This is a genomic window from Pelotomaculum sp. FP (assembly GCF_004369245.1).
Taxonomy (GTDB): Bacteria; Bacillota; Desulfotomaculia; order Desulfotomaculales; family Pelotomaculaceae; genus Pelotomaculum_C; species Pelotomaculum_C schinkii.
The window spans coordinates 23,608-48,553 of sequence record NZ_QFGB01000032.1 but is presented as its reverse complement, the minus strand read 5'-3'; the positions used below and the strand labels follow the sequence as shown (position 1 = coordinate 48,553).

Annotated in this window: 22 protein-coding genes and 1 riboswitch; of the genes, 17 read left to right on the top strand and 5 right to left on the bottom strand. The window is 47.9% G+C overall.

From position 1 onward, the window contains the following. A partial coding sequence (locus Psfp_RS13105; RefSeq protein WP_243120638.1) for an aspartate aminotransferase family protein occupies nt 1-1,243 on the bottom strand: 1,243 nt, incomplete at its 3' end. Between the two features lie 207 nt (nt 1,244-1,450). Between Psfp_RS13105 and ylxM the strand changes: the two genes are divergently transcribed. The 12 genes from ylxM (at nt 1,451) to Psfp_RS13045 (ending at nt 9,171) form a co-directional block, all read left to right on the top strand. After that, nucleotides 1,451-1,801 (top strand): YlxM family DNA-binding protein, encoded by a 351-nt coding sequence (gene ylxM, locus Psfp_RS13100; protein WP_134218993.1) that lies wholly within the window; start codon nt 1,451-1,453, stop codon nt 1,799-1,801. Between the two features lie 33 nt (nt 1,802-1,834). Then, nucleotides 1,835-3,184, top strand: coding sequence for a signal recognition particle protein (gene ffh, locus Psfp_RS13095; RefSeq protein ID WP_134218989.1), 1,350 nt, complete (start codon nt 1,835-1,837; stop codon nt 3,182-3,184). A gap of 26 nt (nt 3,185-3,210) precedes the next feature. Next, nucleotides 3,211-3,477, top strand: a complete 267-nt coding sequence (rpsP, locus tag Psfp_RS13090; RefSeq protein WP_134218988.1) for a 30S ribosomal protein S16 — start codon at nt 3,211-3,213, stop codon at nt 3,475-3,477. Nucleotides 3,478-3,493: 16 nt separating this feature from the next. Further along, nucleotides 3,494-3,721: a KH domain-containing protein gene (locus tag Psfp_RS13085; protein WP_134218987.1), complete on the top strand. Its 228-nt coding sequence runs from the start codon at nt 3,494-3,496 to the stop codon at nt 3,719-3,721. A gap of 266 nt (nt 3,722-3,987) precedes the next feature. Continuing rightward, nucleotides 3,988-4,425, top strand: a complete 438-nt coding sequence (locus Psfp_RS13080; protein WP_134218986.1) for a YlqD family protein — start codon at nt 3,988-3,990, stop codon at nt 4,423-4,425. After that, nucleotides 4,379-4,927, top strand: a complete 549-nt coding sequence (gene rimM, locus Psfp_RS13075; protein ID WP_348981145.1) for a ribosome maturation factor RimM — start codon at nt 4,379-4,381, stop codon at nt 4,925-4,927. Before Psfp_RS13080 ends, rimM begins: the two co-directional genes overlap by 47 nt. Next, nucleotides 4,928-5,683 carry a tRNA (guanosine(37)-N1)-methyltransferase TrmD gene (trmD, locus tag Psfp_RS13070; protein ID WP_134218985.1) on the top strand — a complete coding sequence of 252 codons (756 nt, stop codon included), beginning with the start codon at nt 4,928-4,930 and terminating at the stop codon, nt 5,681-5,683. 190 nt (nt 5,684-5,873) lie between these two features. Next, a complete protein-coding gene (gene rplS / locus Psfp_RS13065; RefSeq protein WP_134218984.1) occupies nt 5,874-6,215 on the top strand; it encodes a 50S ribosomal protein L19 in 342 nt (113 codons plus the stop codon). Between the two features lie 101 nt (nt 6,216-6,316). Then, nucleotides 6,317-6,868, top strand: a complete 552-nt coding sequence (gene lepB / locus Psfp_RS13060; protein WP_243120637.1) for a signal peptidase I — start codon at nt 6,317-6,319, stop codon at nt 6,866-6,868. A gap of 20 nt (nt 6,869-6,888) precedes the next feature. Then, nucleotides 6,889-7,737, top strand: coding sequence for a ribosome biogenesis GTPase YlqF (gene ylqF / locus Psfp_RS13055; RefSeq protein ID WP_134218982.1), 849 nt, complete (start codon nt 6,889-6,891; stop codon nt 7,735-7,737). Next, the gene (locus tag Psfp_RS13050) at nt 7,734-8,573 is read left to right on the top strand and encodes a ribonuclease HII (protein ID WP_243120636.1); all 840 of its coding nucleotides are present in this window, start codon (nt 7,734-7,736) and stop codon (nt 8,571-8,573) included. The genes ylqF and Psfp_RS13050 overlap by 4 nt, the downstream gene beginning before the upstream one ends. 235 nt (nt 8,574-8,808) lie before the next feature. Next, complete coding sequence (locus Psfp_RS13045; RefSeq protein ID WP_134218981.1) at nt 8,809-9,171, top strand: YraN family protein; 363 nt, start codon at nt 8,809-8,811, stop codon at nt 9,169-9,171. A gap of 58 nt (nt 9,172-9,229) precedes the next feature. On the opposite strand, the gene ablB is transcribed toward Psfp_RS13045, so the two are convergent. Continuing rightward, complete coding sequence (ablB, locus tag Psfp_RS13040; RefSeq protein ID WP_134218980.1) at nt 9,230-10,120, bottom strand: putative beta-lysine N-acetyltransferase; 891 nt, start codon at nt 10,118-10,120, stop codon at nt 9,230-9,232. After that, entirely contained in the window at nt 10,095-11,393 is a 1,299-nt protein-coding gene (gene ablA / locus Psfp_RS13035; protein WP_134218979.1) for a lysine 2,3-aminomutase, read from the bottom strand. The genes ablB and ablA overlap by 26 nt, the downstream gene beginning before the upstream one ends. A 139-nt stretch (nt 11,394-11,532) precedes the next feature. Beyond that, a riboswitch (cyclic di-AMP (ydaO/yuaA leader) is annotated at nt 11,533-11,687 on the bottom strand. Between the two features lie 291 nt (nt 11,688-11,978). Between ablA and Psfp_RS13030 the strand changes: the two genes are divergently transcribed. After that, complete coding sequence (locus Psfp_RS13030; protein WP_134218978.1) at nt 11,979-13,070, top strand: mechanosensitive ion channel family protein; 1,092 nt, start codon at nt 11,979-11,981, stop codon at nt 13,068-13,070. Between the two features lie 51 nt (nt 13,071-13,121). Here Psfp_RS13030 and Psfp_RS13025 read toward each other — a convergent pair whose 3' ends face one another. Beyond that, the gene (locus Psfp_RS13025; RefSeq protein WP_134218977.1) at nt 13,122-13,817 is read right to left on the bottom strand and encodes a response regulator transcription factor; all 696 of its coding nucleotides are present in this window, start codon (nt 13,815-13,817) and stop codon (nt 13,122-13,124) included. Between the two features lie 27 nt (nt 13,818-13,844). Further along, nucleotides 13,845-15,314 carry a HAMP domain-containing sensor histidine kinase gene (locus Psfp_RS13020; protein WP_134218976.1) on the bottom strand — a complete coding sequence of 490 codons (1,470 nt, stop codon included), beginning with the start codon at nt 15,312-15,314 and terminating at the stop codon, nt 13,845-13,847. 299 nt (nt 15,315-15,613) lie between these two features. Between Psfp_RS13020 and Psfp_RS13015 the strand changes: the two genes are divergently transcribed. The 4 genes from Psfp_RS13015 to Psfp_RS13000 all read left to right on the top strand — a co-directional run bounded on the left by Psfp_RS13015 (nt 15,614) and on the right by Psfp_RS13000 (nt 24,735). Next, a complete protein-coding gene (locus tag Psfp_RS13015; protein WP_190240522.1) occupies nt 15,614-16,786 on the top strand; it encodes an efflux RND transporter periplasmic adaptor subunit in 1,173 nt (390 codons plus the stop codon). Then, the gene (locus tag Psfp_RS13010) at nt 16,783-19,938 is read left to right on the top strand and encodes an efflux RND transporter permease subunit (protein WP_134218974.1); all 3,156 of its coding nucleotides are present in this window, start codon (nt 16,783-16,785) and stop codon (nt 19,936-19,938) included. The genes Psfp_RS13015 and Psfp_RS13010 overlap by 4 nt, the downstream gene beginning before the upstream one ends. 328 nt (nt 19,939-20,266) lie before the next feature. Continuing rightward, the gene (locus Psfp_RS13005; protein WP_134218973.1) at nt 20,267-22,405 is read left to right on the top strand and encodes a helix-turn-helix transcriptional regulator; all 2,139 of its coding nucleotides are present in this window, start codon (nt 20,267-20,269) and stop codon (nt 22,403-22,405) included. A gap of 713 nt (nt 22,406-23,118) precedes the next feature. Further along, on the top strand, nt 23,119-24,735 hold the full coding sequence (locus Psfp_RS13000) for a CoA-transferase (RefSeq protein ID WP_134218972.1): 1,617 nt from the start codon (nt 23,119-23,121) through the stop codon (nt 24,733-24,735). Nucleotides 24,736-24,946: the final 211 nt, after the last annotated feature.

The following is a 24,946-nucleotide window of genomic DNA, read 5'->3' as shown; positions in this document are numbered from 1 at the left end:
CGGTGATGATGTGGTACTTGTTCATCAGTTCGCCCGCCACCAGGGTGCCCAGGTATTCCTCGGAAAGCTTGCTGGCCAGTCCGAAGGTGGCTTTGCCGGCCAGGCTCCCCGGCTGGTTGAATTCAATGCCCGCCATCAGGCCGCGTCCTCTGACATCTTTTAAAAGCGGGTATTTTTCCTGCAGCTTGCGAAGTTCCTGCAGCAGGTAGGCGCCGTTTACACGTGCTTTTTCCGGCAGGTTTTCCTCGAATATTACTTCCAGGGCTGCGATACCGGCGGCGGCCGCCCAGGTGTTGCCCCCGAAAGTGGAGGTGTGCAGCAGGGCTTTTTCCATGCTGCCGTAAGCCTTCTTCCAGATTTCATCGGTAGTGATGTAGGCGCCTATAGGCATGATGCCGCCTCCAAGTGATTTAGCCATGCACATAATATCAGGGGCGACACCTTCGTGTTGGCAGGCAAACATCTCGCCGGTACGGCCAAAGCCGGTCTGGATCTCATCAAAAATCAACAGCGTCCCGTATCTGGAGCAGATCTGCCTGACACCGGAGAGGTAGCCTGCCTGCGGTATGATGATCCCGCCCTCTCCCTGGATCGGCTCTACAATAAAGGCAGCGCAGCTTTGGTCGCGCAGCTGTGTCTCCAGCGCATCGAGGTCACCGAAAGGGACACTGTGGCAGTCAGGCACGAGAGGCTGAAAGGTCTTCTGGTATTTTTCACGGCCGGTAACCGACAGCGCGCCCAAAGATTTACCGTGGAAAGAGCCTTCACAGTAAACAAAAGCTGTCCGGCCGGTGGCGGCGCGCGCCAGTTTAAGGGCTCCTTCGACCGCCTCGGCGCCGCTGTTGCCGAAGAAAGAGCGGCGCAGGTCACCGGGGGCGGCCAAAGCCAGGTTTTTGGCCAGGGCTGCCGGCAAGGCGCCGAGGGAGGCTTGGAGCAGGTTGGGCACTTCCTTGACCTGGTTGACGGCGTCGATAATTTTCGGGTGGTTGTGGCCCAGGTTGAGCGCCCCGTAGGCGCCTAGAAAATCAAGGTAGCGGTTGCCTTTGTTGTCCCAGACGTAAATACCCTCGGCCCTGGTGAAATGCTTATCAAAACCTATAAGACCCATCATCATGACCAGGCTGCTGTTTAGGTAATTTTTGTGGTTCTCCACAACCTGCTCCCGGCTTTGTTTTATAGCTTCGGGCAGGGACAGGAACCCGGCCGGCCTGGAAGCGCTGCGCTGCAATTGTTTAGCCTGCAATGCTGTCACCCCTTTATATAATTATGATTAAAGTTATACGCGCCTGATGTGCACGTAACTGTGCACTATATTATTTTCTATGTCAGGGCAAAATACCCTCCTTATAGGTAAAAAAATGGAATACAACTTGACATTTGACAGCTATTTCTGTAGAATCTATCTGTGTAAAGGTGAAATCCTTTATAGGCTGGCGGGGTGAGTAAACTGCTGGAAAAAGTAGCCTGGATTAACCTGCTCAACGATTTTTACGGCCAACTGCTGACCCGGCGCCAGCAGGACTTTATGGAGCTGTATTACGGCCAGAACCTGTCCCTGGGAGAGATCGCCGGCGAGTTCAAGGTCACGCGCCAGGCCGTGCACGATACCCTGAAAAGGGCCGAGCAGCTTCTAAACGAGTACGAGAGCAAACTCGGTCTGGTGGAGAAGTTCAACAACGAAAGAAATAAGTTGGCTGCCGCCGCGCTCCTTCTGGACGAGTACAGTTCGGCCTGCAAGGACGACAGGGTGCTGCGGGCCAGGCAAATTCTAACGGAAATCCTGGATATGGTCAATAAATAAACATTATCGGTGGAAGGGAGGATTCCAACGCTTATGTTTGCCAATCTGGCTGAAAGGCTGCAGGATACTTTTAAAAAGCTCCGGGGCAAAGGACGGCTCACCGAGTCGGACGTGACCGAGGCCTTGCGTGAGGTGCGTTTGGCGCTATTGGAAGCGGACGTCAACTTCAAGGTGGTCAAAGATTTCATTGCCAAAATTAAAGAGCGGGTGGTGGGCCAGGAGCTTCTGTCCAGCCTCAATCCCGCTCAACATGTTATAAAAATTGTACACGATGAACTCAGCTTGCTGATGGGTGGTTCCAATAGTAAAATTAACCTTGCCCCCAAACCCCCTACCGTGGTGATGATGGTCGGCTTGAACGGCGCCGGCAAAACCACCACCTCCGCCAAGCTGGCCAACCTCCTGCGCAAACAGGGGAGAAGGCCGCTTCTGGTCGCAGCCGACGTGTACCGTCCGGCTGCCGTTAAGCAGCTGCAGGTCCTTGGCGGGCAGTTGAATATACCTGTATTTACCTTGAACGACAGTAAAGCTCCCGTCGCCATCGGGCGGGCTGCCGCGGACAGCGCTGTGCAAAACGGCCAGGACCTGGTCATTATCGACACCGCCGGCCGCCAGGAAGTAAATGAGGAGCTCATGGCTGAACTTGTCAACATGAACGAGGCTATTGCCCCCCACGAAATCCTCCTGGTGATCGACGCCATGACCGGCCAGGCGGCGGTCAATGTGGCAGAGGCCTTCAACAGCCGCCTTGACCTGGACGGAGTAGTCCTGACCAAGCTGGACGGCGACACCAGGGGCGGCGCCGCGCTTTCAGTACGCGCGGTTACCGGGAAGCCGATAAAGTTTGCCGGTGTGGGAGAGAAGCTTGACGCCCTGGAACCTTTTTATCCCGACCGGATGGCGGAGCGGATCCTGGGTATGGGGGATATGCTCACCCTGATTGAAAAGGCCCAGGAGAACTTCGATGCCGAACAGATGGTCCAGATGCAGAAAAAAATTCGCTCACTGGAGTTCACCCTGGATGACTTTCTGGATCAGCTTTCTCAGGTGAAAAAACTGGGGCCGCTGGAGCAGATCCTGGGGATGATTCCCGGCCTGGGCGGTGCAAAGAAGTTAAAGGACCTGCAGGTCGATGAAAAAGAACTGGTCTATGTGGAAGCCATCATCCACTCCATGACTGCGGATGAGCGGCGTGAGCCGGAAAGAGTATTAAACGGCAGCCGCAAAAAACGGATTGCCAGGGGCAGCGGCACTTCTGTGCAGGAGGTAAACAGGCTCTTGAAACAATTTGACCAGACCAAAAAGATGATGAAACAATTTATGGACATGGAAAAAAATTTAAAGAAGGGCGGCAAAATGTCCAAATTGCCTTTCTTTAGCTAGGGATATAATAAAAGGAGGTGAAGTTCGTGGCAGTTAGAATCCGCTTGAGAAGGATGGGAGCGAAGAAGGCTCCGTTTTACCGTATAGTTGTAGCTGATTCCCGTTCCCCCAGAGATGGCAGATTTATTGAAGAAATTGGATATTATGATCCCCTGAAGGACCCGGTGGTGATTAATATCAATGAGGAGAAAGCCCTGGACTGGCTGAAAAAAGGAGCGCAACTTTCCGAGACAGCCAAGGCCCTATTTAACAAGGCAGGCGTTTTGAAAAAAACAGTCGAAGAGGGTCAGTAGATAGGGAGGCTCAAAGATGAAAGAACTTGTTGAAATTTTGGCCAAAGCCCTCGTTGACCAGCCGGACAAAGTAGTTGTTGATTTGGTGGAAAAAGACAAGTCTATTGTCATTGAACTCAGGGTTGCCCAGGAAGACATGGGCAAAGTGATCGGTAAGCAGGGCCGCATCGCCAAAGCCATCAGAATGGTGGTAAAGGCCGCGGCAGCCAGGCAGAACAAAAAAGTTATCGTGGAAATCGTCTAGGGGTAAAATACACCCCTAGACGTTCCCTTAAGCCTTGCAGGACTTTGCGTTTTTGTGCGATTGAAATTGCACCTACATCAAAACCAGCTTAAAGATGATAATGTGGGTGCATATTTTCATTGGTAGTTTGTGATTGAAAAATCATGATTGGTTCATTCGCACATTGACCCATAGGAATGCAGGATATACCTACGCCCTACGACTTACGACTAAAATATACCCACGTCCCACGACTCACGTCTCACGTCCCAATCCGGAGGTTTTCTATGGAAGCTATTCACCTGATCCGGCCGGTGCTGGTCAAGGTAAAAGTTACAGACGCCTATAAGAAGGCGGCGGCAGCTGAAGTGCAGGAAGCGCTGCGGCGGGTTGAACTGGAGCTGCAGAGCCTTGATTTTCAGGAAAGGCGGCTGGTTCCCGAACTGGAAAAGAAAAACCCCCAGGGGTTTGCCGTCGCCCGGCAGCGCCTGGACCAGGAGCGCAGCCTGCGCCAAGAAAAACGCCGGCAGCTGCTCGACCAGCTCAAAGGGATAGGACAACTGGCCGAAGGCACGGAGGTACTGTTCAGCAAAATGGAAAGCCCGGTTGAGCTAAAACTTGGCGATGATTGGAGTAAAGTGCTGGGTGTGGAGGTTATTGTTCAGGACGGTACCGTCATTGAAATCAGGCAGGGGGGGATCGGAAAGGACCACGGCCATGCGTGATGAATTCATCCGGATTGGAAAAATACTTAAGAGTCAGGGACACCGGGGAGCTGTCAGGGTATTGCCGCTGACCGATTTTCCCGAACGCTTTCAAGGTATGAAGCGAGTCAGGGTTAAGCTCCGGGACGGCGGCGCGGACTACACCATTGAGGAAATAAAACCGCACGGCAAATTCCTGACCATCAAGTTTAAAGAAATCACAGACATGGATGCCGCCGATAAGCTCAGGGACTGTTACCTTGAGGTCACCCGCCAGGAACTGGTACCGCTTCAGGAAGGCAGTTATTACATATTTGATATTGTCGGTATGAGTGTATTTGATCTTGATCAAACACTTCTGGGAAAAGTAACGGATGTGCTCCAGACCGGAGCCAACGATGTTTACGTGGTGGAAACCGCAGGTAAACCCCTCCTGATTCCTGCGCTCAAGCAGGTTGTCCGGGAGATTGATCTGCCGGGGCGAAGGATGCTGGTTGAACTGCCGGAAGGGCTGGCTGATTAAATGAGATTTGATATCCTCACCCTTTTCCCGGAGATGTTCACGGGACCCTTGACCTCCAGCATTTTAAAAAGGGCCCGGGAACGCGGCGTCATCGAGGTCAACCTGGTTAATATTCGCGATTATTCAACCAACAAACACCACACTGTGGACGACACCCCTTACGGGGGCGGCGCGGGGATGGTCATGGGGCCGGAGGCGCTGACCAATGCGATCGAAAACGTCGTGGGCCGGTACGGTCAGTCTTCCCATCGCGTGCTCCTGATGTGTCCCCAGGGCAGACCTTTTAGTCAGGCCCTGGCTATGGACCTGGCAGGCGAGAAAAACCTGCTGTTGATTTGCGGCCACTACGAGGGGATAGACGAGCGGGTGCGGGAGACAATGGTAACGGACGAAATCTCCATCGGGGACTACGTCCTGACCGGCGGAGAACTACCGGCGGCAGTGGTGGTGGACGCGGTGGCGCGTCTGCTGCCGGGCGTGTTGGGAGAGGCGGCTTCATTTGAAGAGGAATCTTTTCAGACCAGCCTGCTGGAGTATCCCCACTATACCAGGCCCAGGGAATACCGCGGGCAAATGGTACCGGAGGTCCTCCTAAGCGGTCACCATGAGGAAATCAGGAAGTGGCGAAGGCGGCACTCACTGCTGCGCACCCTGGCCCGCCGGCCGGATCTGCTGGAGCAGGCGGAATTGACCCGGGAGGATAAAGCCATTCTCAGAGAAGTGCTGCAAGACCTTGCAAGTCTTGATCTGGATTAAACCAGCCAGGGTTTACTGGGGTATGTTTTCCAGGAAAATTCTTGCCGCGCCACACTGTTTATGCTATAATAACGTTTGTTGAGCAAACGCGGGCTGTTAGTGTGCTCGGGTATCCTATTTTTTTGCAAAAGATCTCAAGCTTAATTTGACATTATGTACTTAAGATCTAGAGGGAAGGAGGGACTTCTTGATGAACCTCATCCAATCGCTTGAACAGGAACAGCTTAAAAAGGATATAGTAAAGTTCAATCCCGGTGACACGGTCCGGATACATGTTAAGGTTGTTGAAGGCGGCCGCGAGAGAATTCAGGTCTTTGAAGGCGTTGTAATCAGGCGCAGGGGCGGCGGCATCGGCGAAACTTTTACAGTTCGCAGGGTTTCCTATGGGGTAGGGGTGGAAAGAACATTTCCCCTGCACACACCAAAAATTGAACGCATTGAGGTAGTAAGGAGAGGCCGGGTTCGCCGGGCCAGGTTGTACTACCTGCGCGGACTGCGCGGCAAGGCTGCCCGTATTCAAGATAAGCGGTAGATGGAAAGGGACTGGACATGGCGCAGTCCCTTTTTCGTTTTTTAGCGCTGAAGGGCAAAAAAAGAGTTGGTAATGCCGGGAAGAAACAGGGGGGAAGCGCGGTGGAGGATAAAAGCATAGAAGAGTTGCCGGAAAAACCGAAAAACAGCTCCTTCTTCAGGGAGATTACTGAGTCCATCGTTATCGCGGTGGTTCTGGCCGTATTGATCAGGCTGTTTATCCTGGAACCTTTCTACATACCATCCGGTTCGATGGAGCCTACTTTAAAGGAAGGCGACCGGATTATCGTGAGCAAATTGAATTACCATTTCCAGGACCCTGCGCGGGGGGATGTTGTCGTCTTCAAATACCCGCTTGATCAGAAACGTAATTTTGTCAAAAGGCTGATCGCCACAGGCGGTGAGACGGTAGCTCTAAAAAGCAGCCGCCTTTATATAAACGGGCAGACGGTACCTGAAGATTACCTGCCGGCGGGTCTGCGCTTTAATGACTACGGGCCAAGAGAGGTACCTCAGGGCAGCTACCTGATGTTGGGTGACAACCGCAATAACAGTGATGACAGCAGGGTCTGGGGGTTCCTGCCCAGGGACCTCATGATTGGCAAGGCGGTCCTGATTTACTGGCCGCTGGACAGGATCCGCATTATAAACTAGTCTATTTGAAACGGTGACCTATGGATATACAGTGGTACCCAGGCCATATGGCCAAGGCCAGGCGGCTGGTCAAGGAATACTTGAAGCTGGTCGATGTTGTTATCGAGGTGCTGGACGCCAGGATACCCTCCAGCAGCCGCAATCCCGATATAGATGAGCTGGCGGGGCAAAAACCCCGCCTGGTGATATTAAATAAATCAGACCTGGCAGACCCGGAACAGACCAGGCTTTGGAAGGCTGTTTTGGCTAAAGCCGGTTTCCCCTCCGTTGCCGTTGATTCCATCAGCGGGAGTGGGGCTAGAGATGTTTCCGGGCAGGTCAACAAGCTGGCGGCTCCCAAAATACAAGCGCTGGTATCGAACGGCAGGCGGCCGAGGGCGCCGCGTTGCATGGTGCTGGGCATCCCCAACGTCGGGAAGTCCTTTTTTATCAACAAGCTGGTAGGTCAGCGCGCCGCCAGGACCGGTGACAAGCCCGGGGTTACCCGCGGCCAGCAGTGGGTCAGGGTGGCCGGCAACATTGATCTGCTTGATACCCCGGGTATTCTGTGGCCGAAGCTGGAGGACCAGGAAGCGGCTTACCGCCTGGCCGTGACCGGGGCGATCAAGGACGAAGTCTATGACCTTTATGGGACAGCGGGCAAGCTTTTAAAGTGGTTGGCTGACAATTACCCTGAAGCGATACGGGAGCGGTACCAGATTGAGGACTTGACGGCTGAGCCGGAACAATTGCTGGAGGCTGTCGGGGCGCGCAGGGGTTTTTACATATCCGGCGGGGCCGTCGACTCGTTAAAGTCGGCCCGTATCGTTCTTAAAGAATTCCGGGAGGGCAAACTGGGGCGATACACCCTGGACAGACCGCCCGTTTGAACCTCATTAATCTCGAAAGGCCGGGGGTTTTATTGATTCTTACGGGCTTGTCTTTGGCGCAAATAAAAGAGCTTCTCAAGAGCCCCCGTGAGGATCTGGAAGAGATCCTTGCCGCTATGGCAGAAGACCCGAGGGCAGGGGTGCGTAATCTGTACCAGCGGTGGAAACGGGCTGAAAATATCAAGGAGGCCGAGCATAAGCGCCTGGCCGGGATGTTTCTGTACGAGGAGGATTTGTGGGCCAAAGGCCATGCGGCCATAGCAGGTGTGGACGAGGCGGGGCGGGGGCCCCTGGCCGGGCCGGTAGTGGCGGCAGCCGTTATTTTACCGGGTGTAATCCATCTAAAGGATTTAAACGATTCCAAAAAGCTTACTGCCGCCAAGAGGGAAACTCTGGCCCGGCAGATTAAAGAGGCTGCCCTGGCCTGGGCTATCGGCCTGTCTACGGTTGAAGAAATTTATCAGGAGAATATCCACCAGGCCGGACTCACCGCCATGCGGCGCGCCGTGCTGGGACTAAAAGATAAGCCCGTCTTTGTGCTGGTTGACGGTTTTAAAATTTCCGGACTCAACCTGCCCCAGATGCCGCTCGTTGGCGGGGACGGCCTCAGCGCCTCTATTGCGGCGGCTTCAATCCTGGCCAAGGTGGAAAGAGACCGGATCATGGACTCTTACGACCAGCTCTATCCCCAATACGGGTTCAATCGCCATAAAGGCTACGCCACACCGGAACACCTGAGCGCTCTGAAACTCTACGGACCCTGCCCGATCCACCGGGCCGGCTTCCAGCCTGTCAAGGATATGACGGAACAGGCGGATGGGGGCTTGTTCGGATAAGTTTGCAGATACGACTGTGAAAACAACAAAATGCCACTTTGCTTTGAACATGGAAATAACACTTCGGGTGGGTCTGGAAATGTAGGTGCAAACCCTGTCTCCGGGTCAGCGGCATTGGGAACTATTCTATGCCCATCTGGGCGTGAGCGTTTGTGCGAATGAATTACCACGCATCCGGATGCTGGAAATTATGTTGTTTTTCAGCTATCGATGTTAGAGTTTGCAGGTGATGCGAATGACTATCCGGCGAAAGCTGCTGGGGCGGCAGGGTGAAGACGCTGCAACTCAGTACCTGGAAAATAATAACTACCAGGTGTTATGCAGAAACTATAGCTGCAGGCTCGGAGAGATCGACATCGTGGCATGCGAGCGGGATGTCATCGTCTTTGTTGAGGTTCGATCACGCAGTTCCAACGATTACGGCTTGCCTCAGGAATCGGTTACCAGCCGGAAAAAGATGAAGCTCAGGCAGCTGGCCTGGCATTATCTCAAATCGGTGGGTAAGACCAACGCAAGCTGCAGGTTTGATGTCATAGCGGTCCTGTTTGACGGAGAGGGCCGGGTAAAAAAGCTGGAACATATTGAGAACGCTTTTTAGCTTGCCATAAACAAAAGGCTCGCCGATGCCGGCGAGTCTTTTTTGGGCGTCAGGACTTTCATAGTAATTTAGCCCATACGTTCATGTCTTCAAATCCCACACCAATATTACAATTTTTGATTAATACTCCATAATAACCATATCCGGCGTTGACGAACACACTATTCATACCAATTGAACTACTACGGGCGATGGTGTACAGACACCGGAACCGTTCACCCTTCAGCCGGGTTTCCATTTGTTCCAGGAGAAAACTGGCCAGCCCGTGCCCTCTCCACTGGGGGAGCGTGGCAAAGTCAGTCATCTCCGCGTTTTGCTGGGGGCGGTTTATCTCTGCCGAGGAGGCAGCTATCAGCTCTCTGTTGTGCCAGGCTGTTATATAGTAAGTACTGTCTTGAGCGATGGTCGATTTGAGGTAATCGGGATCAAAAACCGGAAATGGATAAGTAGTAAAAACCTTTCTGTATAACCGGGCCAGGGCTGGGCAATGCTCCTTTTCACCCCACTTAAACGTTATCCCGTCAGGAATTATACGTTTTACTGTTCCGTCCTTGAACTTGGATACCAATTGATCGACCAATTCCTTGCCTCTGGCGTGTGAAGGTGTTTGTCGCTGGTTGCTTAGGTACAGGGCAAAGACGAGGGCTGTCTCCTTGCCCTTATAATAACCGGGAATAGCTGCCTCCAACTTCATCCCGGCGCCTGCAAAAGCGTTCATATAACCGGTTTTGGATTTAAGCCAGATCTTGTCGAGGCCGTTTTCTAAAGCCTTTCCCGCAAGGAGTTCAACCATTTCTCCTGCAGCATGGTCCCGTGTAAGGTTGAATTCATAGACAGTAATTCGCCGGTTATAGGGTGAAACCAGAATACGGCAGTCAAAAGCATTGCCCTCTATGATTTCCCAGCGATCCAAGTAAATATCTTCATTTTTTTTGATTTCGATAGACATGAGCTTCTCCTTTACGAGCGGTATAGCGAGCTTTGCGCCGGTTTCCTTCCGGCACCAGGCTTACAGTCAGGTTGGATGGGTCAAACAGCTTTTGCAGGCCGACCGGTTCATGCCTGATAATGTGTTCCTTACACAAGGAGCAGGTGGGGGAGCAACCGGAACCAGGGTTTTGGGGTTCCTCGTAGACACATATGACGCCCTCGTAGTTGCGCAATACAGTTTTGGTGTTGGTCATTGACAGCTGGTAATTAGGCAGGACCGGGATTTTGCCGCCTCCTCCCGGCGCGTCCACAACGTAAGTGGGTACGGCAAAACCGGAAGTATGGCCGATTAGCGCTTCCATGATTTCTATCCCTTTGGCTACAGGAGTACGGAAATGTTCGATGCCCCGGGATAAGTCGCACTGATAAAGATAATATGGACGAACACGGTTTTTCACCAGGAGGTGCGACAGTTTCTTGATAATCACCGGGCAGTCGTTGACGCCTCTCAACAGGACCGTCTGGTTGCCCAAGGGAATTCCGGCATCGGCCAGCCTGGCCAGGGCCTGGACAGCTTCAGGCGTGAATTCACGCGGGTGGTTGAAATGAGTATTGATCCAGACAGGATGATATTTCTTGAGCATCCTGACCAGCTCGTCAGTAATCCTTTGCGGCATGACCACCGGGGTACGGGTCCCAATGCGAATTACCTGTACATGTGGAATTTCCTTCACCTTGCGGATGATTCGTTCCAAATGGTTGGTGGAAAGTATAAAAGGATCTCCTCCCGACAGCAGGACATCACGTATTTCCGGGTGGGCTTTAATGTATTCAACGCCAAGGTCAATATCCTTTTCCGTTGTGCACCTGTTGTTGTCGCCCACTTTGCGCTTGCGGGTACAGTGCCGGCAGTACATGGAACACTCGTTGGTGACAAGCAGGAGCACCCGGTCGGGGTAGCGGTGGGTCAGGCCGGGTACGGGAGAATCTGCGTCCTCATGTAAAGGATCGTCCATATCGCCGCGTCCCTCTATAAGTTCCTGGGGATTTGGTATGCACTGCATACGAATGGGACACCTGGGGTCATCCTTGTTGATCAACGATGCATAATAGGGGGTGATGGACATAGGGAAGACATCGCAGGCCATCTGGATATCCCGTATCTTCTCATTATTGAAGTCGATATATTCGGCCAGTTCTTCCACCGACTGGAGCCTGTGCTTCATTTGCCATCGCCAATCCATCCAGTCTACAGTGTTTCTGGATTGTAGGGATAAGATTTTTGCATTCATAGGTTAAATACCTCCTGTCAATTTTTCTCCCCCGGCTAAACAGCATTAGGGTAACAATGGGGTTAAGGAAGAATAAAAAGGAAGTATATTGAAAATAAAATGGCCGGAAGAAAGATCCGGCCAAAAAAATATACAGCCCAATTCTTCCCTTGTACGCCTACGAGGTTAGCTGACGGATGCGGACTAAGGGTAGCCCTACCATTTGAGATGTGAAATGTACACGTCTCAAACAGATTAACCCCAAAAATTGGTTCCCCCGCTCTTCCTTTTGGGAAGACTCGGCGCTGATAGAATGGTCTTTGATATTCAATATGTCTTGATGTAATTTTAGTTATAAATATTTCTTATGTCAAATGAGATATATGGTAGCATATGGCAGTATACCGGAGTTATGGCATTGTAAACGGATACATGCACTTTTTATGCCTGAGTTTTAAAAATTTAGCCTTGCAGGGTTGTTTAATTACTGCTGAAGGAAATGCTGAGCCATATGGGAAATCGGAAATTTTTGTGATATAATATCCGACAATAGTCTTGTTTTATTGCGAGGTGGCTACAATTATCGATAAGCAGCTGGAGTTATATATGGACTGGATTAAGGATCTGTTTATCCCCGATCAGATGCAAATTTTCTTATACGACCTGGTATTATCCGTTTTAGTATTAGTTTTTACGTACATCCTTATCAAGGTGCTTTACCGCTTCTCGAACCGGGTATTGAGAGAAAGCGGGCAGGGCGATAGCGAGCAGGCAGAGAAGGGGGTTATTTCTGACGAAGCTATACGTTCGGCGCGTATTTTACTGCAGACAATAATCCTCTATGGGGGTTATTTTATAGCGGCTATAGTGATCCTGGAAATTTTCAATGTGAAGCTCATTTCACCGGACGATTTAAAAACGCTGGGCGCCAAAGTGTTAAAAATCATCGGGATCCTGGTTGGAGCGAAGCTGGCCATTAATTTCGGCCAGTTGGTTGTGAAGCAGGTTTTTGATAATCACGAAACGACCGGCCGCCGGGCGCAAACCCTGGAAATACTGCTGCGTAGCGCCATCACTTACCTCGTTTTCTTCATGGCCTGCCTGATGATCCTGCAAATTTTCAACGTTAACACCAGCGCCATCCTGGCCAGCGCCGGTATCCTTGGCCTGGCGGTAGGTTTCGGCGCGCAAAACCTGGTCAAGGATGTCATCAGCGGGTTCTTTATATTATTTGAAGACCAGTTTAGTGTGGGCGACTTTGTGCAAATAGACGCGGTAACCGGCACCGTGGAGGAAATAGGGCTGCGCACCTGTAAGATCCGCCAGTGGACCGGTGAGCTTAGCATCATCCCCAACGGGGGGATTACCCAGGTGACCAACTACAACCGGGGACCCATGCTGGCCCAGGTAACGGTGGGTATCGCCTACGAAGAAGATATCGACCAGGCCATCAAGGTATTGAAAGATGAGTGTGAAGCAGCCTGCCGGGAAATCGAAGCCATTATTGATGTGCCCCAGGTGCAGGGCGTTATTGAACTGGGGCTTTCATCGGTAGATATTCGCGCCGTGGCGCCTACTTTGCCGGGTGAACACTGGGCTGTAGAAAGAGAGCTGCGCAAGCGCTTTAAGTACGCGCTGGACCGGGCCGGTATCGAAATCCCCTATCCCAAGCAGGTCATTTACCAGAATAAAGAATAAGATACCGGGTACCTAATTTTAACTTATTGATAGGTCATTGCTTAATCGAAATCAGGAAATATTAAAACGATATCCTGTACCCCATATGGTTTCAATATAATCCGGATTAGATGTATCTTCTTCTATTTTTTCACGGATTCTCCGGATGTGAACGGCTACTGTCGCAATCTCTCCCACATTATCCACACCCCAGATCTTTTCAAAAATATGTTCTTTACTGAACACCCGATCAGGGTTCTCAGCCAAGAAGACCAACAGATCAAATTCTTTGGCGGTAAATGGAATTTCCTGGCCATTCAGGTGAACACGCCGGGAGCTTTTATTGATTACCAGTCCTTTAATTTTTATTTCTTCGGGGCGATTGACAACTTTTTGATCAACAAGGCGATTATAGCGGGCAAGATGGGATTTAATTCTTGCAACCAGTTCGGCAGGACTGAAAGGTTTAGTCATGTAATCATCAGCTCCTAGCCCCAATCCTCTGATTTTATCAATATCTTCTTTTTTGGCAGAGACAATAATGATAGGTACATTACTCCTATTGCGTATTGTCCTGCAGATTTCAAAACCGTCTATTTCAGGCAGCATGACATCTAATATGATAATCGCGTAGTTTCCTTGCAAAGCACGCTGCAGTCCTGTTCTTCCGTTTAGTTCAATATCCGTTTCAAATCCGTCTATTTCCAGATAGTCTCTTTCCAGTTCCGCAATACATTGGTCGTCTTCAATAATCAATACCTTTTTCATTCTTCTAACCTCCTCTTTGATGGGATTTTAATCTTTTTTAAAATAGGCAGCTTTTTTTAAAGTGAAAAAAATACTTGTCCCCAAACCTTCAGTGCTTTCTCCCCATATCCTCCCCTGATGGGCCTCAATAATCTCCTTGGCAATGGACAGCCCGATCCCGCTACCCCCGGTTGTCCGGTTCCTGGCGCAATCTACCCGGTAAAACCGGTCAAAAATTAAAGGGAGTCTATCCGCCGGAATTCCACAACCGTTGTCCCTTATTTCAATCAAGGCTTCGTTTTTTTCTTCTTTTAAGATTATTTTTATTTCCTTTTCCTGTTTATTTAAATGTTTTTTGGCGTTTTCCATGATGTTATGAATGACTCTAATTAACCTCTGCCGGTCGGCCATGATTAGATCATCGCTTTCATAATAGGACTCAAAGTTAAGCGCTATATTGTTTTCAGTCAAATCAAAATGTAGTTCTTCTCTGGCATCCTCAAGGTATCTATTAATGTCTACACACTCAAAGGAAAAAGGGATTTGTTTGATGTCCAGTTTGGAAAAAAGGACTAGATCATTTGTTAAGCGCTCCATTTCCACAGCGTTGGTAAAGATAGTTCGAAGATATTTTTCTATTTTCGAAGGGTTGTTAGCTACACCTTCAATAATACCCTGGGCGTAGCCTTTAATTGCTGTGATGGGGGTCTTAAGGTCATGGGATATATTGGATATTAGCTCTTTTCTGCTATTTTCATATTGCGCGTTGAGCGCCTGTGATTGCTTTAGCTTTATCCGCATCTCTTCAAAGGCTTGATACAATTCTCCTATTTCATTCTTTACCGGATAACTAATTGGATAATCCAGGTTTCCATATTGGATTTCTTTAGCCGCTTTTTTAACCGAATCCAAAGGCTTGATTAAGCTTTTGGACAACCGGTAGGTCAAGAAACTGTTGGTCATAAAGATGCAAATAATGAAAATTAAAAAAACCCATTTCACATAGCCGGTGTGGCCGGCCGGCGGAGTATCCCAGGGCGCTGTTCTGCTCATAAAAAGGTAGATGCGGCCGGTTGTCCCGTCACTGAAAGAGAGAGCCCGGCACTTTACAATATAATCTTTTGAGATTGCCGATACCCATCTATTGGCAACGTCTTGTTGGAGAAATTTTACCAAGTAAGGTTTAAGTTTTTCGGCGTTAACTGGAACAGAATTATACATAAACTTTTCATTGTATTGAATCAGAACTCCCATATTTAAAGAAGAAATTCTTTCGTTGATCCGCGACAGGAAAAATGAATCTTTGAAATTATCCGGCTTATTGGCGAGGGTGTTATCCAGCTCATCCATAAAATCCATATTCTCCTGCATTTTTTCCTCTAGGGCAATTTCGATTATTTGAAGCTGGTGGTCCTTTTCATAATTGCTTAGAATCAGCCTGGCTGACAAAACTGCCAGGAGAAGAGGAATAATAATCATAATTATGTAAGAAGCCCAAATTTTTGATTTTAAGGACATGCTATTTCTCCTCTGAACTTGCCTTTTGGGGAATTTTTTTCTTTATCCATTATAAATCCTAAATATTAATTACTTTAAAACGGTTTCTTAAATTTTTTAAAAATATTGTACAAAATTTTTATTTCGATTTTCAAATTTGTTAAGAAAATTTTTCTATTTGATTTAGAGGCAGTTTATTTTCTTTTTTTATAATGTTTAAGGTTGAAGAACTGGCTGATTTTACATAATGCAGTTTCCAGAGTTTTGCCTAATGCATAAATGCTTGTAAATAAAAGAAGATGAAGGGAGCGAGAAGAAAGTTGAAACGATTAACGGTTTTGGTATTGGCTTTGTTATTATGTTCTCTTTTTAGCGGATGTGGAAAAAAACAGCCTTTAAGCAATGAAGAATCTTCTACTGCAGTTGAGGTTGTTCAGGTGAGCAAGACAGACATGAACAAGATTTACAATACCTCCGGACAGATTGAGGCATCGTCTGAAGCCACTATTGCTTCCAAGGTTTCGGGCCGTGTTGCCGGGGTCAACGTGAAATTAGGTGACCGGGTGGAAAAGGGGCAGGTTCTTTTTACAATTGAGTCCAGGGAAGCATCTCATAACCTGGCTGAGTCGGAAGCTGACCTGGGTATCAAACAGGTTGGTTATGATACTGCACAGGTTAGTTATGATACTGCAGCTCAGGCTTTAAATGATGCCCAGGTCAATTACGACCGCATCAGTACTCTTTATGAAAGCGGTGCTGTATCAAAGACCGATTTAGAAGATGCGAATACCAAACTGGTCAATGCCAGGCTCAGTTTGGAACAGGCAAGGCTCAGTTTGGAACAAACAAAGCAGGAAATTGATAAGTTGCACGTGACCATTAGTACCGCACAGGATAATTTGGAAGAATATACGGTTACCGCGCCAATTAGTGGTTACATAGGTGAAATTGATGTAGATCTTGGAGAAATGGTAAGTAGTTCGAAGGATGTAGCCAGTATCGTCAGTATCGATACCGTCAAGGTAGAGGCTTCGATACCGGAAAGTGTGGTTAACAACATTAATCTGGGAAATAAGGTCCCAGTAACCGTTGATTCCCTGAACAAGTCTGTGGAAGGAACGGTGACTGCGATAGCTCCAAAGGCTGACTCGACCACCATGGGTTATCCGGTAGAAATCACCGTAGCCAATCCAGACGGGGAAATTAAGCCGGGGATGACTGTGAAAATCAACCTTGTCACAGGAACTTTGCAAAATGTTATTGCTGTCCCGGTGGATGCAGTTATTGATAAGGATGGACAGCATATTGTCTATATTGTAGAAGACAGCAAAGCCAAGGAAGTATATGTCGAAACAGGAGTGTCCAATGACTCCCAGGTTGAAATCACAAAAGGCTTGGAGGTCGGACAGAGCATTGTAGTCGAAGGCAACCGCTTGCTTTCCGATGGGCAGCAGGTGAAGGTGGTCACAAAACAGGAAGGTGATTCCAAGTGAAAATAGCAGATTTCTCGGTAGAACGACCGGTTGCCATCTCGATGCTCATCCTCGCGGTGGTATTCATAGGTCTCTATGCCCTGCCAAACCTGGGGGTTGCTCTGATGCCGAACATGAGTATCCCGGTGGTGACAATCAGCACCAGTTACCAGGGGGCGGCGCCGGCCGAGGTGGAAAAGATCATCACCAAACCAATTGAATCCGCTGTGAGTTCGGTTAGCGGCGTGAAAGAAATCAGTTCCAGCTCTTCAACCGGAAATTCCATGGTAATGGTGCAATTCAACTATGGGACCGATATTGATGAAAAAATGAACGATCTGCGGAGCAAGGTGGATACGGTTCGGAAATCGTTGCCGGATGATGCCGGCAGTCCCACCATCTCGAAAATAGATCCTAATTCCCAGTCGATCATGACTTACTCCCTGTCGGGAGCAAGCCTCACCAAGATGAAGGAAGTTGCCGAAGACACCATCCAGCCCGCTTTGGAACGGATCGAGGGAGTGAGTTCCGTATCGATCAGCGGCGGCAAGGAGAGGGAGATTCAGGTCAGGCTAAATCAAACTAAAATGGATGCCTATGGACTGACCGTGCAGCAGGTGTCACAGGCAATCTCCGGTGATGATATTACCGGCACAGCGGGCTCACTGGTAAAAGGCTCCAACGAAATCAGCATCAGGGTCATGAACGAATTCGACAGCCTGGACGTCATCAAAAACGTGCAGATCAGTGTTCCCGGCTCATCGAATAAATATGTCCCGTTGTCGGATATTGCGGAGGTGAGTGATTCTTTCGCCAAAGATAGCACTCTCACCTATGTGGATGGGGAAGCTTCTCTAAGTCTAGCGGTAATGAAAACTTCAGACGGGAACACAGTGCAGGTGGCTGAGAAGGTACGTGAGGAAGTTGCCAGTTTAAGTCAAACTCTTCCTGGCGGGGTGCAGATGAATCTGGTCAGCGACACTTCCACCACCATCAACGATACCATTAAAAGTGTTGAGGAACATGGGTTACTGGGCGGTCTCCTGGCCGTGATCGTTCTTTATTTATTCCTCCGCAGCGCCCGCAGCACCGCGGTAGTGGCTGTCACTCTGCCGGTCGCCTTAATCGGAACTTTTTCTGTCATGTATTTTTCTGATGTGACGATTAACATGTTGTCTTTAGGTGGATTGATGCTGGGGCTTGGCTCTCTGGTTGACTTTTCCATCGTTGTACTGGAAAGTATCTACAGAAAGAGGCAGGAGGGTCTTGATATTGTCAATGCCGCCAAAACAGGAGCAGCTGAGGTGGGGACTGCCGTGATGGCCTCGGCAGCGTCACAGATCGTGGTCTTTCTGCCTATTGTCTTTGTCAGCGGCATCGCCAGCATGATTTTCAAGCCATTGGCGCTTACAGTCAGCTTTTCTCATGCCTGTGCTCTGTTTGCCGCTTTGACACTGGTCCCCATGATGGCCTCCAGAATGTTGAAAAGCGTTCCGGCGCCGGAAGAGTTTGTGTATAAAAAAGGCACCAAGAACCCGGTTACTATTTTCGGTTACGGGCTTCAAAAGATTACTACCCTGTATAAGAAGACCCTCAAATGGGCTTTAGCTCACCGTAAAAAAGTGGTGGCTGCTACCATAATCATGTTCTTCGCCAGCCTGGGGTGTATCCCGCTGATTGGGATGGAGTTTATGACTTCGATGGATGAAAGAGGGGTCAATATCACCATCGAAATGCCCACGGGGACAAAGTTGGAGTCAACCCGTGAAAAGGCTATGGAAGTTGATGCGCTGGCCCAAAAGGCATTAGAAGATGGTTTTAAAAAAGATTATATAACTGTCGGCGGTGGAAGCAGGTCCTTTATGGGCATTTCCAACAGCAATCAGGCCAATATCCAGTTTAAGCTCAAATCCACGGATGAGTATAAACTGACGGCAAATGAAGCGGCAGAAAAAGTGCGTCTGGCCTTGAGCGATGTTGTTGGGGCGACCATAACAGTAGCGGTTGAAGGCGGCGCCATGGGGATGTCCAGCAGCGCAGTCGATGTGATTATCCGGGGTACCGATCTGGATGTCCTTACTGAGTTGGGGAACGAGGCGGTGGATATCGTCAAAGGGGTTTCAGGGACCAGAAATGTAGAAAATTCACTGTCCAGTAATACCCAGGTGCAAGTCGTGGTGGACCGTGAGAAAGCGGCGCGTTACGGGCTTTCCGTAAGCCAGGTGCTTTCGGTGATCAAAACCGCCTTCGGAGGGTCGACGGTAGGCACCTTGCATACCGGGGATAGCACGGTAGACATCACTCTCAAGTTGTCCGATGATTTCGCCCAAACAGAGAGTAATCTTGAGAGCCTGATGCTTGTAACCTCTTCTGGCGTGAGGGTGCCGGTGAGCAGCCTGGCCAGCATTACCATTAAAGATTCTCCCAAAGAGATCAGCCGCTCCAATCAAAACCGGGAGGTGGAAATCACCGCAGATGTTTCCGGCAGGGATTCCGGCAGTGTTAACAGTGATATTCAGGAACAACTTGCAAAAATGACGCTGCCCCAGGGCTATACCATCGACTATAGCGGTGAGCGGCAAAATATGAATGAATCTTTCAGCGCTCTTTTTACGGCGCTCGCAATGGCGATTGTCCTGGTCTTTATGGTGATGGCGGCACAGTTTGAATCCCTTTTCCAGCCATTTATTATCATGTTTTCCTTACCGCCCACCTTTATCGGGGCTGTGATCGGTCTGGGGCTCACCGGGACCCGTTTGAGTGTTATGAGCCTGATCGGGGCGATCATGCTGGTGGGTATCGTTCTCAATAATGCCATCGTGTTGGTCGACTATATCAATACCCTGCGAAAGCGGGGTACCGAACGCAACGAGGCGATCCTGCAAGCCGGACCGATCCGCTTGCGGCCTATTCTGATGACCACGCTGTGTACGGTGTTGGCCCTGGCGCCTATGGCTCTTGGTGGTGGTTCGGGAAACGAAATGATGAAACCGATGGCCATTGTTATCGCCTTTGGATTGACTTTCTCTACTCTCATCACATTGGTTCTGGTCCCAGTGGTGTATACCATTTTTGATGACCTGGGGAAAAGATTAAGTAAGCGTTTTTCCAATACCTTTGGGAGGATTAAGAAAAATTTTATTAAATCAAGCCATCCCTCTGCGGATGTATAAGATTGCACACAATTTAGAAATGTCTTTATAAATTAAGAAGAGCTTTATTTAGTATCATAACTGACTTGGATATGATGGTTTATTCTCTAATAAAAATAAGAGAATAAACCGTCTCTTTTTGTGCTGGTAATAATAGTAAATAAATGTCCCGGTTTACTAATTCTTTAGAAGTATTATAATTGTTATAGTATAACAACAACTTAACCCATAATTAACATATTGCTCTAATCCCGATAACATATGACAAAAAGGGACAGGTTTTAAACACTCCTTTTTTGGAAGCAAATGAACCCTGGTAAGATCGATTGTTTGAAAGGCAAGGTGGAACATGATTACCAATATTAAGCACAAAGATGTATGTAAGTATATACCTGTTGAGTCATTAATTGGCAAGAACTTCTTTACCCCTAATACAGTAGATATTGGGAAAGAAAAAGTCTTACTCTATATACCAAAACTACCACTCAATATAAATTACGAATTTGATTATATACACAAAAAGGGCAAAACTAATCAAGAAGATGCCCTGAAAACATACCAAAGAGTCTTAGAGGCAAAAAAGATTATAACTTCAAAACTCATAAATGAATGGGTTATCCTTTTTTATAACAACGATCCTCTTTCAAAACAGATCGCATGGCTTATAACCCCCAAATTGTTAAATGTATATCTTCTTCATCTCAATAATTCTATAAAAGAAAAAGGATTAAAAAATGCAATTACAGAAAGGCCTTATATTGAAATAACCACTGATGAAGAGAGGAACTATATAACCGGACTCAAAGAAGAATACTTTAATACAGTATTCATTAGTGTTGAAGCTTTTCTTCAAAAATCATTACGGGAAGTTAAATATATATGGAGAGAGTTTGCGAATTGGTTTTTAACCAACCTAATCGTTATGGCGTTAGAATGGCTGGAAAGTAATTTTGGCAAGGAAGCCTTAGATTCTATGAATAAGGAACAGAGAGTACAAATACTTAATAATTATTTATATAATGATGCCCTGGTTTTTTCAGGAAGGTATCGTTATCTTGTAGGGATGTACGTACAAGATCTGGCACGAGCAATAGTAAAAAGCATAGATTTGACAAATCCTTCAATGGAAGAATTGGAGATAATATTGGGTTTGAGGGCACTGGAGGGAAAAAATCAAGATGTAAAAATATCATTGCACATTGATAAAAGCATGGAATCGCCTTTTAGTGGGAGCTTGCTGGGAGTGGGAAACTGCTTGCTGTATTACCGGTTTCGCGAAGTCCTGGCCATAAGCGGTTTTACCATTCCTGAAGGAGAAAGTTGGCCCACTGCTAACTTGACTACCGGCAATAGAAAACTCAGGGCAATTGTTCAGCTCAGGCCGGACCCTGTAGACGTAGAGCCTTACCTTTCAAATACTGAAATAATTGCCTGGCAGAAGCGAATGAGACAAAATGTTATGTCCATGGATGACGTTACTGCTGACGTCGTGGATATTGTCTCAGCTATATGGTTAAAACAAGCATCTCACTATGAGGACATAGCCACAGTGACTGCAGATGACATTCTAGGTTTTAGGGGTTTAAAACCACAGAAAAACGGCGCGGGCAGAAGAGGTGGATACAAGAATGTGTGGCGCCAAGAAATTGCCCGCCATATCGCAATTTTAGCAAATACCTGGATAGTTGTGGCTGAGATGGATGTAACTGAAGAAGTAGAAGGGAAAAAGGGCAGGCAGCGGAAGAGAGTAAAATGGCAGGGTGAAAGTAAAGCCTGGGTTGTTGATAGTAACTCCGAGCAGGGAACTATGGAGGGAAAAGATTCTTATGTTTGGCGGGTAAGGCCTGGGGATGTGTTCTCCAAGTTTCTTTTTGGAGCCGGACGTCAAACGGCGCTCATCTCACAGAAAGCAGTAGAATATCATCCCATTAACCAACAATGGGAAAAGAGGTTGACTCGTTACCTGACCTGGCAGTGGAGAAACCGCCAGGGTGGGGGTGCTTACCTTGCCCCGTTTAACGTAGAAACCCTTCTGAATGCCGTAAATAAAGAAGTCAGTAAACATAACCCGATCCAAACGAAAGAGCGCTTGGAAAAGGCGTTGGATATCCTTCAACAGGATCACATTATTACAGGATGGCAATATGAGAGTGTTAATGAGGACATCGTTGGTACAAAAGGTTGGTGGAAGGAATGGCTTATTTGGAAAGTCATTATTGAGCCGCCCCAGGAAATCATGGACCATTACGGTAAAATAAGGGAGCCTAAAATAAAAAAACGGGAAGCTCATCCAACTTGCTGTCAGGATCGAACTGCGACATTTATGGGTCCAATTGTAAAAAAAGCACGACTTCAAAGCGGTCTTTCACAGATGCAGGCCGCTGAAGAGATAGGCGTAGATCAAAGTACAATGTCCCGATTGGAGAGAGGAAAAGCAACCGACGGAAGAACCAGACATTTACTCAAGAAGTGGCTGGAGGAAAGATGACAAATTAAGCGGTCTGCATAATACCACATCGTATCGAGTCTACCCCAGCATGTGGCAGAGACTATCTCAGCACGGGTAATGTCTACCCTGGCGTGTGGTGGTGTCTAGCCTGGCATGGGGTAGTGTCTATCCTGGCATGTGGCAATAAATTTTCTCATGCTTTGTCAAGCAAGCGCTTCGGGGTTTTATGCAGCTTTAACTATATAAATAATTTTTACCAAGCCTGGCCGTGCCATAAAGCGCGGCCAGGCTGTTATTATAATTAAGACAACTTGGAGGTAATACTTCCAAATCTTATTAAATATAGAAGTCATATTTGCTTAGTATTTTAAACGAAAGCCCTTTCTACGCCTATGAAATTAATAAAACAATCATTTGCCAAAACATGACGAGATTTAGCAATGGGTAATCATTTTCTTAGATTTTAGTTTGTGAATAAAATTATTTATTTTTTTTGGCAAAATAGTATGGATTATAGTAGTTTTGTATATTTCAATATGTTCGATAGTAATACGCATAAGTTAACATTGTGGTTTGTTGACGTTTGGCAGCATTTGATTGTTATAAAACAAAACTGTCAAAAACTGTGAGCTTGTTGTCTGTCCATAGCATGATTTTATTTAAGAGCGCCGGGTTTCTATCAATTTCGCGCAGAACACCCCAAATATTTTAGGGGTTATTCAGTAAAATAAACAAAAAAGGAGAGCGATGTTATGGCAAAGGTAATTACGATGGCAAAGGCAGCTGAACTGTTTGCTGATGGGGACATAATTCTATCAGCCTCTTTCGGAATGGAATGGCCGGATGAAATCGGTCAGGCCATCGAGAAACGGTTCCTGGAGACAGGTCATCCCCGTGATATGGTTCATCTTCATGCTGCAGGCTGCATACCGGCAGATTGTTTCGCCCATGAAGGCATGTTAAAATGGGATATTTCTTCGCACGAAAGCACAACCCCAAAAATGGCAAAGCTAATCGAGGAAGATAAATTACCCGGATGGTATATGCCTTTGGGAACAATGCTGCAGATGTGGAGAGAACAAGGCAGAGGGATGCCAGGTGCCATGTCAAAGGTTGGTCTTGGAACTTTCATGGACGAACGGGTTGACGCAGGGTGCTTAAATCCCAGCGCAAAGAAGATTACAGAGGAATTAACAGCTCAGAATAAACAATTTATTAAGTACATTCCCGATTTTGACGGGGAAGAGTATCTCTACTACAGAGGACTACCTTATACCAAGGGTCTAATTAGAGCTACTACAGCTGACGAAAACGGTAATGTTACGGCTGAAAATGAAGTTTATAACCTCGAATTATCAACTGTTGCGCGTGCTGTGAAAGCTAATGGCGGAAAGGTAATTGTTCAGGTTGAGCGTCTTGCCAAGGCAGGGTCTCTGGATCCCAAACTGGTTAAAGTTGCGCGTAACTTAATTGACTATATAGTAGTCGCCGAACATCCCGAGAATATAGTCCACGGCTTATGGCCGCACGGCAAGCAAAACATTAATTATTGGTACGGCCTCAATGGAAGAATAAAAGTTCCTATTGGCGATAGCTTAAAACCGATGCCTCTTGACCCCAAGAAAGTAATGGTAAGAAGAGCCTGCATGGAAGCCCAGGCGGGTTGGATGTGTAACTTTGGTATCGGCCTGCCTACCTTCTGCGGCAGCGTAATGGCTGAAGAAGGCGTTATGGATGAAATCACCATGATTTCCGAATCTGGTTCTGTTGGCGGCGTTCCGGGCGGCGGCCCTGACTTTGGATGCCACTGGAATGTCGAAGCTTCTGTAGACCAGGGCGAGCATTTCGATTGGTTTGACGGAACAGGTCTCGACTTTGGTGTATTCGGTTTATCCGAAGCACAGGAAGACGGTTCGATCAATACTTCATTTCTAAACGGCATAACTCTCGGCGTAGGTGGATTTGCCAACATAACTGCAGGTGCTAATACTGCTCTGTTCATCGGTACTTTCACTGCCAAGGGTTTAGAGGAAACTATTGAAGACGGTAAGCTTGTTATTAAACAAGAAGGCAAACTGAAGAAGTTCGTGAAGAAATGCTTACAGTTGACCTTTGACGCAAACTTGGCCGCTAAGAATGGTAAGAAGCTGCTCTATATCACTGAAAGATGCGTATTTGAAAGAACTTTGGAAGGTATGGTTCTGATTGAGATCGCACCGGGCGTAGATCTTCAGAAAGATATTCTGGATCAGATGGAGTTCGCTCCGATCATCCCGGCAGGCGGCCCTAGATTGATGCCTGCTGAAATCTTCCAGCCTGTTTGGGGCAACGGCGGCTTAAAGGCTATTTGGGACGCAAAAGTAAAATAGTTTAACCGGATATGTTTTCTTTATAATCAAACGGAGTACTTATCGAAGCAAAGCGGACTCTTGACATGGAGAATGATTCTATCGTCCACAGATGATAAGGAATGCAGCGAAGCTGCTTCATCCTCAGGCATTGAAAACGATGGTACCAGTTTCCATGTCAAGTGTATCCATGAATAATTGAATTTCTTGCTATAGTGTGGGTAAATAAATG